Source organism: Sulfitobacter undariae, from assembly GCF_014196805.1.
GTDB lineage: Bacteria > Pseudomonadota > Alphaproteobacteria > Rhodobacterales > Rhodobacteraceae > Sulfitobacter > Sulfitobacter undariae.
Genome location: NZ_JACIEI010000003.1, coordinates 279296 through 292920 on the forward strand (window position 1 = coordinate 279296; position 13625 = coordinate 292920).

Consider the following 13625-nt stretch of genomic DNA (forward strand, 5'->3'; position numbering starts at 1 on the left):
CTTCATTTGATTTGAAAGACGGTGCGATTGTTATGACGGAATCTGATGGGCAGAATACGGCCCTGATAAAAGTGACCGGTGAGGTCAAGTGGTTCGACCCAGTTAAGGGATTCGGCTTTGTCGTCTCTGATTCTGGGGGGGCTGATATTCTCCTCCATGTGAATGTATTGCGAAATTTCGGCCAAAGCTCGGTTGCGGATGGTGCGCGCATAGAATTGTTGACACATCAGACCGAGCGCGGCGTGCAAGCCGCATCGGTGGTGTCTATCACACCCCCTGAGGGCATGATGCCAACCCTACCAGACATTGTAGAGATGGACCGCGCCGAGATCGAGCGAAGCCCGCTTTTGCCTGCACGGATCAAATGGTTCGACAAGGGTAAGGGATTTGGGTTTGCAAATGCCTTTGGGCGCAGCGACGATGTGTTTGTGCATGTCGATGTGCTGCGTCAATCTGGGCTATCTGATCTGGCACCGGGCGAAGCAATTGCCATGCGTATCATAGATGGCAAGAGAGGCCGGATGGCCGCAGAGGTACGCGCGTGGGAAACAGTCATTTCAACAGACGAAGAGTTATTGCAGGATTAGGTGCTCTTGCTGTCGGGGCAGGGCCTCTGACAGCAAAAACACCACGCTACCGATGCCCTACGGGGCGTGTCACCATTCAGGGCGGGTTCGGCACTGCTGCATTTAATGTAGATGTTGCTGCTGATGTGGAAACCCGTGCCCGTGGTCTGATGTACGTCAAAGAAATGCCCCTGAGCCGTGGCATGCTGTTTGTCTACCCAGCCCCCCAATTACTCAGCTTTTGGATGCGAAATACGTTGATCGAGCTGGATATGCTCTTTCTCGATCGCTTTGGTGTGATCCAGAAGATTCATCACCGCGCGGTACCATTAAATGAAACGCCGATCTCGGGCGGGGATCAATTGCTGACAGGCGTGTTGGAAATCAACGGTGGGTTGGCGAAAAGAATGGGCATCGCGCAGGGCGATATACTGCGCCATCCGGCCTTTATCAGCCAGTCTGAACCTTGGTCGTGCAGTTAGAGTGAAATAGTTCATGCGAAAGGCAAATTATGCCTTTTCAATCCCGATAGGCTTCGCTAAAGAAGCGTTAGTCGGGGCGTGGCGCAGCCTGGTAGCGCACCTGTTTTGGGTACAGGGGGTCGGATGTTCGAATCATCTCGCCCCGACCACTAAGAAAGACGATAACTCATGTGGCCTCTTCGTGAATAGCGAGGAGGCCACAAGTCTTTTCAGCCTCTAGATGTACTTGTTTCTGCTGTGGGAATCGCCCGGGGTTTCGGGGCGGTCTTTTAGGTCACGGTGATCTCGACTTATCCACATCTTGTGTCTTCTTTGTGTTTTAGGCCGAATTTTACCCAACTTGTTGTGGTGCGGATGTTACACGCATGTGACGCCTTCGGGCGAATTTGCATTTTTTTGCCGATGTGCCAAAAATATTTGCAGCGCGGTCAGAGCAAAGGAGGCCGCGTTAACGATTTCGGATTTTTTGATGCAGACGGTGGGGCGAGGTTGCTAGTCGTGCCATTTTAAAGCGTTTTTTGGACTCTCGAAAGATTAACCTTTTTGACAAGTCGCTTCAGTGAATCGCGTTGGGTCTTCGCACTCTTGATTAGACACTTCCGTCAACCGTTTAAAACAAATTTTAGTCTAATATATCCGTTGACCAAAGGGGGCCATTTACGCCAAATTGTGGAGGCTTACGGCAGTACCCACAATATGTAGTGGTTGAACGCTATGCAGGTGTGTCGGGCAGCAGGATACAGGTAAACGGTCTATTTTTAATGGTTCCAGTGAGTCGCAGTCGGGTTTTTAAAGCCCCGAGCACTGCGATTGTGTGTTTTGCAAAATGTTTGAGGTTGGGCGCGCAAGGCACGTCTGTGAATTTTAACGCTGGAAAACGGGACGGCGCGATGAGAATTGAACGTAGATTTACCACTCAAGGAAAAGATGCATACGCGGATCTGAATTTTGTGAGCACAGTCTCCGAAATTCGTAACCCAGACGGCTCTATTGTTTTTCACCTCGATAACGTCGAGGTGCCAAAGTCATGGAGCCAAGTGGCCTCTGACGTCATCGCACAGAAATATTTCCGCAAAGCGGGTGTCCCAGCCGAATCCAAACGCGTGAAAGAAAAAGGCGTACCAGAATTCTTGTGGCGCTCTGTTCCTGTTGAGGGCACCGAGATGGGCGGCGAGACATCTTCCAAACAAGTGTTTGACCGTTTGGCAGGCGCTTGGGCCTATTGGGGCTGGAAAGGTGGCTACTTCACCACAGAAGAAGATGCGCGCACCTATTACGACGAAATGCGTCACATGCTGGCCTCTCAGCGCGCTGCGCCCAATTCTCCACAGTGGTTTAACACAGGGCTGCACTGGGCCTACGGCATCGACGGCCCTGCGCAGGGTCACTATTATGTGGATCACAAGTCAGGCAAACTGACACGCTCTACTTCTTCTTACGAACACCCCCAACCGCACGCCTGTTTCATCCAATCTGTGGCCGATGATCTGGTTGGCGATGGCGGCATCATGGACCTTTGGGTGCGCGAAGCGCGTCTGTTCAAATATGGCTCCGGTACGGGTACGAACTTCTCAAGCCTGCGCGGCGCAGGAGAGAACCTGTCTGGCGGTGGTAAATCATCGGGTCTGATGGGGTTCTTGAAAATAGGTGACCGCGCTGCGGGCGCGATCAAGTCTGGCGGCACCACACGGCGTGCGGCGAAAATGGTGATCGTTGATGCAGACCACCCGGATATTGAAGACTTCATCAACTGGAAGGTGATCGAAGAGCAAAAAGTGGCAAGTATTGTCGCGGGCTCCAAGATGCACGAACAGAAGTTGAACCTGATCTTTAAGGCCATCGCGGCGTGGGACGGTCTGGCAGTAGACGCCTATGATCCCACCAAAAACGAACAACTTAAAGACGCGATCCGTTCGGCCAAAAAGGTCGCCATCCCCGAGACATACGTGAAGCGCGTGCTGGATTATGCCAAACAGGGCCACACCAGCATCGAATTCCCCAGCTACGATACCGATTGGGATAGCGAGGCCTATAGCTCTGTCTCCGGTCAGAACTCCAACAACTCGATCCGCGTCACGGATGCCTTCCTGAAAGCTGTCGAAGCTGATGGTGATTGGGAACTTCTGGACCGCACCACCGGCAAGGTTTCCAAAACCATTCGCGCCCGTGATTTGTGGGATCAGGTTGGCCATGCCGCTTGGGCCTGTGCCGATCCGGGCATCCAGTACCACGATACAGTGAATGACTGGCATACATGCCCAGAAGATGGTGCGATCCGTGGGTCCAACCCGTGTTCGGAATATATGTTCCTTGATGACACGGCGTGTAACCTTGCTTCTATGAACTTGCTGACCTTCCTGAAGGACGGTGAATTCCAAGTCGAAGACTACATGCACGCCTCGCGTCTGTGGACCGTGACGCTGGAAATCTCGGTGATGATGGCGCAATTCCCGTCCAAGGAAATCGCGCAGCGGTCATATGACTTCCGCACGCTGGGTCTGGGCTATGCCAACATTGGTGGCCTGCTGATGAACATGGGCTTCAGCTATGACAGTGACGAGGGGCGGGCGCTGTGTGGTGCGCTCACCGCGATTATGACTGGTGTTGCCTATGCAACCTCTGCCGAAATGGCGGGCGAGTTGGGTCCGTTCCCTGGTTACAATAAAAACGCGGCGCATATGTTGCGTGTGATGCGCAATCACCGCAACGCAGCCCATGGCAACACGGACGGGTATGAGAAGCTGGCGATCAAACCGCTGGCGCTGGATCATGCCAATTGCCCGCAAGCGGGTCTGGTCGATGTGGCAATGTCTACATGGGACGAAGCGCTGGCCATGGGGGAAAAGCACGGCTACCGCAATGCGCAGACCTCCGTAATCGCGCCTACAGGCACAATTGGTCTGGTGATGGATTGTGACACTACTGGGATCGAACCTGACTTTGCGCTGGTGAAATTCAAGAAACTCGCGGGCGGTGGTTACTTTAAAATCATCAACCAATCGGTTCCTGCGGCACTGGAAAAGCTCGGTTACGGTTCTGCTCAGATCGAAGAAATCATTGCTTATGCGGTTGGCCACGGATCTATCGGTAATGCACCGGGGATCAACCATACCATTCTGATGGGACATGGCTTTGGTCCTGCTGAACTGGAGAAGGTAGACGCGGCGCTGGCCTCGGCCTTTGATATCCGCTTTGTGTTCAACCAATGGACATTGGGGCAGGATTTCTGCACCAATGTTCTGGGTATTCCCGCAGCCAAGCTGAACGATCCGACGTTTGATTTGCTGAAATCCCTTGGTTTCTCCAAGAAAGATGTCGACGCGGCCAATGACCATGTCTGCGGCACCATGACACTGGAAGGCGCACCGCACCTGAAAGAAGAGCATTACGCGATCTTTGACTGTGCCAATCCTTGTGGCAAAAAAGGCAAACGCTATTTGTCGGTGAACAGCCACATTTACATGATGGCCGCCGCGCAATCTTTCATCTCGGGTGCGATCTCCAAGACGATCAACATGCCGAATGATGCCACCATCGAAGATTGCCAAAAAGCCTATGAGCTGTCTTGGTCTTTGGGCATCAAAGCCAACGCGCTTTACCGTGACGGATCGAAACTGTCGCAGCCTTTGGCGGCCGCTCTGGTCGAGGATGATGATGATGCCGCAGAAACGCTTGAAAGTGGCTCAAACCACGAGAAGGCTCTCGTGTTGGCCGAAAAAATCGTTGAGAAAGTCGTCATAAAAGAGATCATCAAATCGCACCGCGAAAAGATGCCTCAGCGCCGCAAAGGCTATACCCAAAAGGCGAATGTAGGGGGGCACAAAGTCTACCTGCGCACAGGTGAGTACACAGACGGCTCTTTGGGCGAAATCTTTATCGACATGCACAAAGAGGGTGCGGGTTTCCGTGCCATGATGAACAACTTTGCCATCGCTGTGTCTGTGGGTCTGCAATACGGCGTACCGTTGGAAGAATTTGTTGATGCGTTCACCTTCACCAAGTTCGAACCTGCAGGGATGGTACAAGGCAATGACAGCATCAAATCAGCGACCTCGATCCTTGATTACATCTTCCGCGAGCTTGCTGTCAGCTATCTGGACCGTACCGATCTGGCCCATGTGAAACCTGAAGGCGCGTCATTTGACGATCTGGGGCGTGGCGAAGAAGAAGGTGTGGCGAATGTCGCCGAGATTTCCGAAAGCGCTGCAGCCAAGTCGCTGGAAGTGCTCAAGCAGATCACCTCACCCGGATACCTGCGCAACCGCTTCCCGCAAAGCCTGACAGTCTTCCAAGGCGGTCAGCCCGGGCCTGTGGCTGCACTGCGTCCCAAAGGCGACGGGGGCGTTGCAGTGGCGTCAGCCAGCACAAGTACAACGGCCATTTCCTCGGGTGCGGTTACGATGGACAACCGGACCAAAGCCAAGATGCAAGGCTATGAAGGCGAGGCTTGCGGCGAATGCGGCAACTACACATTAGTGCGTAACGGCACTTGCATGAAGTGCAACACCTGCGGTGGCACATCGGGCTGTAGCTGATCAGATAACTGCGGTGGCCAGCCAAAGTGCAGGCCGCCGTACACGAGACCCAGAGCAGGTGCGCTTGCTCTGTGCTTTGGACAGGCCACAGGCATAAAACAAACCGAGCGGTGAACCAACTGAGCCTGATCCAAAGAAACTAAGGGGCGCCCCAGTGGCGCCCCCTTTTTTATGCGCAAGGAGTGTAGCAGGACAGCCTGTAACCAGAGTAACCCTATTTGAGGATGATGGTCATTGCCTAAACATTGAGGCATGGAGGGGACATGTTTACATATTTAGTTCTTTTCGCCTCCGCCCTAATTGCCGCCACAATCCTGCCGATGCAGTCCGAGGCGGTTCTGACGGGTTTGTTGTTGTCGGGAGGCCGCTCTGTAGCGGTTTTGCTGGCGGTGGCGACTGTGGGAAATGTGCTGGGCGCCGTGATCAACTGGTATTTGGGGCGCTCTGTACTGCGGTTTCGTGAGAAACGGTGGTTTCCTGCGTCGGATGCGCAGCTGGCGCGGGCGCAGGGCTGGTATCAGCGGTACGGGCGATGGTCATTGTTGGGCAGTTGGCTGCCGCTGGTCGGTGACCCGCTGACGGTGGTGGCAGGTGTGATGCGTGAACCTTTGTTGCCTTTTGTGGTGCTGGTCACAGTGGCCAAAGGCGGCAGGTATCTGGCCCTGACCGCAGCTGTGCTGAGCTGGGGATGACGGATTAGATTTTTGGCGAAAAGCCCCAGATCAATTGCCGCAGACCAAGGGCAGCGCCCGCCATAATGCTCAGCAATGTCACAGGTGCGCTAAAGGCCAATACGGAAAAACCGGATAACCCTTGCCCGACACTGCACCCGACTGCCACAACCGCGCCCATGCCCATCAGCGCCGCACCAAGGATTTGACGGCGTAATTCGCGCGGATCATCACAGGCCTCCCAGCGGAACTGACCTTTGATGAGGCAGCCAATAAACGCACCCAATACAACACCCGCAACTGAACCGGTGCCAAAGCTGATCGTGTTGCCAGAGGATGTCATGACATAAAGGATTGTCTCGCCCAGCGGGGCAGAGAAGGTATGGCTGAGCACGGGGGTTGCTTCATAGCCGTGGCTGGACACCCATTGCGTGCCAACCCAGCCCGTGACAATCGCGGCCCCTGCAACAGCGCCCCAGAAGATGTAGGAAGGCGACGCGCGCAAGGAGCGGCTGAGCAATGTTGCGGCAAGGATGAGAGCGCCGATGGAGATGCCCACGGCCTCAAAAGAGAGGCCCGTTAATCGTGCCACCATCTGTGCGATGCCGGGCGGTGTTGTTGTGTAGACCGTGTCGCCAAACGCCCAAAGCCGCAGCGCGGATAGGGGGCCGCCCAAAGTGACATAGGCCGAAATGCCCATGATCATGACAATGAGCAGCGATCGCAGATCACCGCCGCCCAGCCGCGCCAATGCGCCATAGCCGCAATTGCCTGCCAGTGCCATGCCATAGCCAAAGACCACACCACCAAAGACGCTGGCCGCTGGGTTCCACACACGGTTGAGGTAGAAGGATTGCTCAAGGTTGAGAAGGCCCGCCGCCGACAGCCAGAAGGTGCCGATCACCGATACACCGATCGCAACGCCCCACATCCGCAGGCGCAGGGGGTTTTGACCATAGAACAGGTCTTCGATGGCGCCAAGGGTGCAAAAGCGCCCCATGCGTGCAGCAAGTCCCAACAGGATGCCGCCAAACAGTCCCATAAGGGCAACCAATGCAGGATCAGATAAGTGGCTGTTCATCTTGTGCAGGCTAAGTGGCGGCTGCTAGAGGCAGGGCGCGTGATCATTTGTCTCGGCAAAACAGATCATAGACAACTTCCATGATTTGTTTGGGGCGGTCATCTGCCAGACTGTAATAAATCGCTTTGCCGTCACGGCGCGGCGTGACCAACCCCTCCAAGCGCAGGCGCGATAGCTGCTGTGACACGGCCGCCTGACGGGCCGACAACAGCTCTTCCAACTCGGTCACGGATTTCTCGCCCGAGGCCAGATGGCACAGGATCATCAGGCGCCCTTCATGGCTGATCGCTTTGAGGAAATTGGAGGCCTCGACAGCGCTGGCGGCCATTTTATCCATGTCTTCTGCGCACATGTTCAAATCGAATACAGGTAGTCCCATCGTTTCCCCGTTTTAAGTATTGTGATTGGCTGTGTCAGCCTGATCATAATGTTTTGTTTTATATGGCATATCAGCGGCCATCAATTCATCACTTTTTGGTCAGCGCGTTCGAGCATCTGACCGAGCATCCCCCAGAAGAAATCCTCGCCAGGATACCCCTCAATCCGCGAGTCCTCCACACCGTCCACCATCAGCACAAAGGTTGGAGTGAAAACCAGTTTGCGGGCAAATTCCAGATCAGAAGGATAGGGCGCACGAATATCCATGCGCACCAATGGCGCGGCTTTGCCTTCGGGTGTTTTGGGGTAAATGGGGCCGATTTCTTTGTTCCAACGGGCACACCAGATACAGCCTTCTTCCTCGACCATAACAAGCATGGTTTGCGCCACTGCACCAAAGGCAGTCAGGCACATCAGTGGAATACTAAAAATAACAGCCTTGAATGACATGCTGAAATGACCTCTAATTCACAAATATCATAATGTGAATGTGTGGTTTAGGCAAGGGAGGGTCAAGATCGTGTTTGATATTACATTTATGGGTGCCGCGATTGCAGGCATTTTGTCGTTCTTGTCACCGTGTATTTTGCCAATTGTCCCATTTTACCTGAGCTATCTGGCGGGTGTCGGAATGAATCAGATTTCCGCCGATGCCCAGATTGACCGCAAAACCCGTATCCGTGCTGTGCTGTCTGCTTGCTGTTTTGCGGCGGGGGTCATCACGATCTTCATGGGGCTAGGGGCGGCGGCATCGATGTTCGGGCAGGTGGTGCGCGAATATCTTGATATCCTGCGCTGGATTGCTGCGGCGATCATCATCGCGATGGGGCTGCATTTTCTGGGCGTGATCCGAATTGGCATTCTATACCGTCAGATGCGCACCGACGCGGGGAATACATCAAACGCCAGCTATCTTGGTGCCTATGTGATCGGGTTGGCTTTTGCCTTTGGCTGGACCCCATGTGTGGGACCGGTTCTGGCGGCGATTTTGTTCACAGCGGCAGGGACTGACACGGCCACCACTGGGGCATTGCTGCTGTTTGTTTACGGCCTTGGGATGACTGCGCCCTTTGTTTTGGCGGCGCTGTTCATCGGACCGTTTATGCGCTGGATGCAGAAATTCCGCAGGCATCTGGGGACGATCGAAAAAGTCATGGGCGTGATGTTGATCATCTTTGGTCTGTTGATTGCTACAAACAAGGTTAACTATATCGCGCTGTGGATGATTGAGGTCATGCCAGTCTTTGGCACAATTGGATAAGGGGAGGACGTCTGATGAAAAATCTATTTACCGCCACTCTGGCGCTGTTGGCGATGACGGTTTGGGCCGCTGCCGCCACGCTGGGCGACGACGGGCTGCACAAAGCACCGTGGATGCGCGATACTTTCAAAGACCTGCGCGAAGATTTGGCCGAGGCCAATGCCGAAGGCAAACGCCTGATGGTCATCATCGAGCAACGCGGCTGTATCTACTGCAAAAAAATGCATGATGAGGTTTTCTCGGTTGAGGAAGTCGCCGACTATATCGACGAGAACTTCTTTGTGGTGCAGATCAACATGTTCGGCGATGTCGAAGTTACCGATTTTGACGGCGAGGCATTGGCGGAAAAGAATATGGTCAAAAAATGGGGCACATTGTTTACGCCCATGATCCTGTTTTTCCCCGAAGAGGTAGCAGAGGGTGCTACAGCATCACAAGCGGCTGTGGCGACAATGCCCGGGGCGTTTGGGCGCTATACCACCTTTAACCTGCTAAATTGGGTGGTTGAAAAGGGCTATGATGGGGATGAGCCTTTTCAAAAATATCACGCCCGCATGCTTGAGACGCAAAGCCAATAGGGACGCGGCAAAGCGGGGCTTTGAATGGTTATCATTCAATTAACTGAATTTGTTGTTGCGTCAATATGTCACTCTGGGTTAGAATGACTCTACAAAGTCTGGGAGGACGCATGAAAATTTCTGTTATTACAGCCCTCGCGGCTGGGGTCATAGCTTCTGGCGTTTACGCCGAAGAAGTCGCGCCAACAGCGGTTAGCTTTGAAGATGGCGCGGTTGCGCAGTCACTCACTGGCGTTGCTGGAGATTCTGCAAATGGCCGCGAGATCGTCGGGGATAAGGGGCAGGGCAATTGCGTGGCATGTCACATGTTGACTGATCTTGCAGACGTGCCGTTCCAAGGCAACATCGGTCCCAACCTTGATGGTGTGGGGGATCGCTGGTCCGAAGCGGATTTGCGCGGTTTGGTGGTGAATGCAAAGATGATGTTTGAAGACAGCATGATGCCGTCCTTCTACCGCACCGAAGGGTATACGCGTCCGGGTAACGCCTACACAGGCAAGGCCGCTGACGATACTTTCGCGCCACTGCTGAGCGCGCAACAAGTTGAAGATGTTGTGGCCTATCTTGCCACGCTCAAGGAATAATCAAGCCCTTTCAAGGGTGAAGGAGTAAACACAATGGAAATGACAAGACGTGACGCCATTGCAGTGGGGGCCGCGGCCTTTCTAATCGCGGGCTTGCCTATGCGGGCATCCGCGGCAACGGAAGATTTGATTGCGGCATTCACTGGCGGTGCCGAAGTGGGCGCAGGCGATATCACACTGACCGCGCCAGAGATTGCTGAGAACGGCAACACTGTGCCAATCGAGGTTTCTTCGGAAACAGCGGTAGAGATTTTGGTGCTGGCAACGGGCAACCCCGCGCCCAGCGTTGCAACGTTTAAATTCGGCCCCTTGGCTGCATCGCGCGCGGCATCTACGCGTATCCGCCTTGCTGGTACGCAGGATGTTGTGGCGATCGCCAAACTGCCCGACGGCTCGTTTGTGCAAGCAGCAAGCACTGTCAAAGTAACAATCGGCGGCTGCGGCGGCTAAGCCTTTCAAGGAGAAAATAACATGGCATCTGGTGTAAAACCTCGCGTCAAAGTACCAAAATCGGCAGCAGCCGGAGAAGCGATCACAATCAAGACGTTGATCAGCCACAAAATGGAATCCGGCCAGCGCAAAGACGCGGATGGCAACATCATTCCACGTTCGATTATCAACCGTTTCACTTGTGATTTTAACGGTGAAAGCGTGATCGACGTAACAATGGACCCGGCGATTTCCACAAACCCGTATTTTGAATTTCAGGCCACCGTGCCCGAAGCGGGTGAGTTCAAGTTCACATGGTATGACGATGATGGCTCGGTCTATGAAGAAGCCAAGTCAATCGCAATCGGCTAAATACATAGTTACCAAGGGAAACCAAGGGAGGGATACCATGCGGAAATTGACAGGCGCAGTACTTGCTACGCTGTTAACCACATCGGCGGCGTTCGCCGATCCGGTTGATGATACATTGATCTTGAATGAGGAAACCGAAGTTGTGGTGCGCACTGCCGCGCCTGAGCATCTGGCGGATGCCTTTGACGAAGTCATGTCAGGCTGGCTGTTTCGCGGTGATGAAACCCGCGCCATGCAGATGGATGATTTCGATAATCCGGGCATGATTTTTGTTGAGCAGGCCGAGGATAAGTGGAACACAGCCGAAGGCACCGCGGGTAAATCCTGTGCGGATTGCCATGGCGCGTCTGAGGAAATGGCGGGGGTACGCCCGACTTATCCCAAGTGGAACGCAGACGCAGGCGAAGTGCGTACGTTGGAAATGCAAGTCAACGACTGCCGGACAACCCAAATGGGCGCGGATGAATGGAAGTACACGGGCGGTGACATGGTCAACATGACCGCACTTCTTGCTTCTGTTTCACGCGGTTTGCCAATGAACGTCGCTATTGACGGGCCTGCGCAAGCCACATGGGAACAGGGCAAAGAGATGTATTACACCCGCTACGGCCAGCTGGAGCTGTCTTGTGCAAATTGTCACGAGAACAACTTTGGTAACATGATCCGTGCGGACCATCTGAGCCAAGGCCAGACCAACGGCTTTCCTGTTTACCGTCTGAAAAACACCAAACTGAACGCAGCCCATTCGCGTTTCAAAGGGTGTATTCGTGATACACGTGCCGAAACTTTTGCGGCCGGCAGCCCCGAGTTTGTCGCACTTGAACTGTATGTCGCCTCGCGCGGCAATGGTTTGGGTGTCGAAGGGCCTGCAATCCGTAACTAAATACTACGAACCCCGCCCGAGAGATCGGCGCGGGGTTTTTCGATCTATATCCATTCAATAATGCGCATATGTATGTGTAATCGGGAGCCCCCAAAAATGATTTCTCGTCGTGATTTTTTGCAAACCAGCATGGCCGCAGCCGCGCTTTATGGATCATCAGGTTTCGGGAACTGGGGGCGGTTGGCTGCTCAGCAGGCATTGACCCAAGACAAGCTGCTGGAGTTTGATACCTTCGGAAATGTATCTTTGATCCACATCACGGATATTCACGCGCAGTTAAAACCGATCTATTTCCGTGAGCCATCGGTGAACATCGGGGTAGGCGGGAACAAAGGTGCCGTGCCGCACATCACGGGTGCCGATTTTCGCAAGCTCTACGGGATCAACGATGGCAGCCCTTCTGCTTATGCACTGACCCATGATGATTTTAGCGCTCTGGCGCAGGGCTATGGCCGCGTGGGGGGCTTGGACCGTGTGGCAACGGTGATCAATTCGATCCGCGCTGACCGCCCAGACGCGCTGCTGTTGGATGGTGGCGATACGTGGCACGGCAGCTATACCTGCCACCATACGCAAGGGCAGGACATGGTGAATGTCATGAATGCGTTGAAGCCTGATGCGATGACCTTCCACTGGGAATTCACGTTGGGATCCGAACGGGTGCAAGAAATCGTCGAGGGGCTGCCTTTTGCCGCCCTTGGCCAGAACATCTTTGATTCTGAATGGGATGAACCAGCAGAGCTGTTCCCGCCTTACAAATTCTATGAAACCGGCGGCGTGAAGGTTGCTGTGATCGGTCAGGCGTTCCCCTATATGCCCATCGCCAATCCGGGCTGGATGTTCCCTGAATATTCATTCGGCATCCGTGATGAAAACATGCAAGCCATGGTGAATGAGGTCCGCGCAGCAGGGGCTGAACTGGTTGTTTTGCTCAGCCATAATGGCTTTGACGTTGACAAGCAGATGGCAGGCAAGGTGACAGGCATTGACGTGATCTTGTCTGGCCACACCCATGATGCGCTGCCCGAGCCCGTTCTGGTGGGCGAAACAATTATTGTTGCCTCTGGGTCAAACGGAAAATTCGTCAGCCGCGTCGATCTGGACGTGCAGAATGGCCGCATGATGGGGTTCCGTCACAAGCTGATCCCGATCTTCTCGGATGTGATTACGCCTGATGCCGACGTGGCCAAGGTCATCGACGCACAGCGCGCGCCTTATGTGGATCAATTGAGCGAAGTCATTGGACGTACCGCTGATGATCAGACGCTATACCGCCGCGGCAATTTTAACGGCACTTGGGATGATCTGATCTGTGATGCGCTGATTTCCGAGCGCGAAGCAGATATTGCTCTGTCGCCCGGTGTGCGTTGGGGGCCGTCGATCCTGCCCGGGCAGGACATCACCCGCGAAGACATCTGGAACGTCACCTCCATGAGTTATGGCGAAGCCTACCGCACGGAAATGACAGGCGAATTCCTGCATGTGGTGTTGGAAGACGTGGCCGACAACCTGTTCAATCCTGATCCGTATTACCAGCAGGGCGGTGATATGGTGCGTGTGGGTGGCCTTGGTTACCGCATCGATGTGACAAAACCCCAAGGGGACCGCATCACCGAAATGACACTGCTGAAAACGGGCGAAAAGATTGACCCGTCGAAGACCTATCAAATCGCAGGCTGGGCCTCGGTGAACGAGGGCACAGAAGGGCCGCCGATCTGGGATGTGGTCGAAGCGCATATCGCCAAGCAAGGGGTGATCTCGCTTGATCCCAATAACAGCGTGGAAGTGGTCGGCGCTTAGGCGGG

14 protein-coding genes and 1 tRNA gene are annotated in these 13625 nt (G+C 54.2%); 12 read left to right on the forward strand and 3 right to left on the reverse strand.

The genetic code is table 11. From position 1 onward, the window contains the following. Positions 1-32 precede the first annotated feature (32 nt). From GGR95_RS07155 to GGR95_RS07175, 5 genes are all read left to right on the forward strand, one after another. A complete protein-coding gene (locus tag GGR95_RS07155; protein ID WP_184564261.1) occupies positions 33-587 on the forward strand; it encodes a cold-shock protein in 555 nt (184 codons plus the stop codon). After that, positions 542-1048, forward strand: coding sequence for a DUF192 domain-containing protein (locus tag GGR95_RS07160; RefSeq protein ID WP_343042124.1), 507 nt, complete (start codon positions 542-544; stop codon positions 1046-1048). The genes GGR95_RS07155 and GGR95_RS07160 overlap by 46 nt, the downstream gene beginning before the upstream one ends. Positions 1049-1120: 72 nt before the next feature. Continuing rightward, positions 1121-1197 (forward strand) — tRNA-Pro (locus GGR95_RS07165). A gap of 741 nt (positions 1198-1938) precedes the next feature. Further along, entirely contained in the window at positions 1939-5583 is a 3645-nt protein-coding gene (locus GGR95_RS07170; RefSeq protein ID WP_184564263.1) for a vitamin B12-dependent ribonucleotide reductase, read from the forward strand. Positions 5584-5846: 263 nt separating this feature from the next. Continuing rightward, positions 5847-6275: a YqaA family protein gene (locus tag GGR95_RS07175; RefSeq protein ID WP_184564265.1), complete on the forward strand. Its 429-nt coding sequence runs from the start codon at positions 5847-5849 to the stop codon at positions 6273-6275. 4 nt (positions 6276-6279) lie between these two features. Here GGR95_RS07175 and GGR95_RS07180 read toward each other — a convergent pair whose 3' ends face one another. The 3 genes from GGR95_RS07180 to GGR95_RS07190 form a co-directional block, all read right to left on the reverse strand. Further along, positions 6280-7335, reverse strand: coding sequence for a YeeE/YedE family protein (locus tag GGR95_RS07180; protein ID WP_184564267.1), 1056 nt, complete (start codon positions 7333-7335; stop codon positions 6280-6282). Between the two features lie 43 nt (positions 7336-7378). Beyond that, positions 7379-7714, reverse strand: a complete 336-nt coding sequence (locus GGR95_RS07185) for an ArsR/SmtB family transcription factor (RefSeq protein WP_184564269.1) — start codon at positions 7712-7714, stop codon at positions 7379-7381. An 80-nt stretch (positions 7715-7794) separates the two neighbouring features. Continuing rightward, positions 7795-8163, reverse strand: coding sequence for a thioredoxin domain-containing protein (locus tag GGR95_RS07190; RefSeq protein ID WP_184564271.1), 369 nt, complete (start codon positions 8161-8163; stop codon positions 7795-7797). Between the two features lie 70 nt (positions 8164-8233). On the opposite strand from GGR95_RS07190, the gene GGR95_RS07195 reads away from it, so the two are divergent. From GGR95_RS07195 to soxB, 7 genes are all read left to right on the forward strand, one after another. Continuing rightward, on the forward strand, positions 8234-8974 hold the full coding sequence (locus GGR95_RS07195; RefSeq protein WP_184564273.1) for a cytochrome c biogenesis protein CcdA: 741 nt from the start codon (positions 8234-8236) through the stop codon (positions 8972-8974). 14 nt (positions 8975-8988) lie between these two features. Continuing rightward, positions 8989-9552 (forward strand): thioredoxin family protein, encoded by a 564-nt coding sequence (locus tag GGR95_RS07200; RefSeq protein WP_184564275.1) that lies wholly within the window; start codon positions 8989-8991, stop codon positions 9550-9552. A gap of 110 nt (positions 9553-9662) precedes the next feature. Next, positions 9663-10136: a sulfur oxidation c-type cytochrome SoxX gene (gene soxX / locus GGR95_RS07205; RefSeq protein WP_184564277.1), complete on the forward strand. Its 474-nt coding sequence runs from the start codon at positions 9663-9665 to the stop codon at positions 10134-10136. A gap of 33 nt (positions 10137-10169) precedes the next feature. Further along, the gene (gene soxY / locus GGR95_RS07210) at positions 10170-10586 is read left to right on the forward strand and encodes a thiosulfate oxidation carrier protein SoxY (protein WP_184564279.1); all 417 of its coding nucleotides are present in this window, start codon (positions 10170-10172) and stop codon (positions 10584-10586) included. 21 nt (positions 10587-10607) lie between these two features. Next, the gene (soxZ, locus tag GGR95_RS07215) at positions 10608-10937 is read left to right on the forward strand and encodes a thiosulfate oxidation carrier complex protein SoxZ (protein ID WP_184564281.1); all 330 of its coding nucleotides are present in this window, start codon (positions 10608-10610) and stop codon (positions 10935-10937) included. A gap of 37 nt (positions 10938-10974) precedes the next feature. Then, positions 10975-11820, forward strand: coding sequence for a sulfur oxidation c-type cytochrome SoxA (gene soxA, locus GGR95_RS07220; RefSeq protein ID WP_184564283.1), 846 nt, complete (start codon positions 10975-10977; stop codon positions 11818-11820). A 96-nt stretch (positions 11821-11916) separates the two neighbouring features. Beyond that, positions 11917-13620 (forward strand): thiosulfohydrolase SoxB, encoded by a 1704-nt coding sequence (gene soxB, locus GGR95_RS07225; RefSeq protein ID WP_184564285.1) that lies wholly within the window; start codon positions 11917-11919, stop codon positions 13618-13620. The last annotated feature ends 5 nt before the right edge of the window (positions 13621-13625 follow it).

Coding starts and splice junctions, on each gene's coding strand:
- GGR95_RS07155 (WP_184564261.1), top strand. CDS start 33: ATGACGGAATCTGATGGGCAGAATACGGCCCTGATAAAAGTGACCGGT.
- GGR95_RS07170 (WP_184564263.1), top strand. CDS start 1,939: ATGAGAATTGAACGTAGATTTACCACTCAAGGAAAAGATGCATACGCG.
- GGR95_RS07175 (WP_184564265.1), top strand. CDS start 5,847: ATGTTTACATATTTAGTTCTTTTCGCCTCCGCCCTAATTGCCGCCACA.
- GGR95_RS07180 (WP_184564267.1), bottom strand. CDS start 7,335: ATGAACAGCCACTTATCTGATCCTGCATTGGTTGCCCTTATGGGACTG.
- GGR95_RS07185 (WP_184564269.1), bottom strand. CDS start 7,714: ATGGGACTACCTGTATTCGATTTGAACATGTGCGCAGAAGACATGGAT.
- GGR95_RS07190 (WP_184564271.1), bottom strand. CDS start 8,163: ATGTCATTCAAGGCTGTTATTTTTAGTATTCCACTGATGTGCCTGACT.
- GGR95_RS07200 (WP_184564275.1), top strand. CDS start 8,989: ATGAAAAATCTATTTACCGCCACTCTGGCGCTGTTGGCGATGACGGTT.
- soxX (WP_184564277.1), top strand. CDS start 9,663: ATGAAAATTTCTGTTATTACAGCCCTCGCGGCTGGGGTCATAGCTTCT.
- soxY (WP_184564279.1), top strand. CDS start 10,170: ATGGAAATGACAAGACGTGACGCCATTGCAGTGGGGGCCGCGGCCTTT.
- soxZ (WP_184564281.1), top strand. CDS start 10,608: ATGGCATCTGGTGTAAAACCTCGCGTCAAAGTACCAAAATCGGCAGCA.
- soxA (WP_184564283.1), top strand. CDS start 10,975: ATGCGGAAATTGACAGGCGCAGTACTTGCTACGCTGTTAACCACATCG.
- soxB (WP_184564285.1), top strand. CDS start 11,917: ATGATTTCTCGTCGTGATTTTTTGCAAACCAGCATGGCCGCAGCCGCG.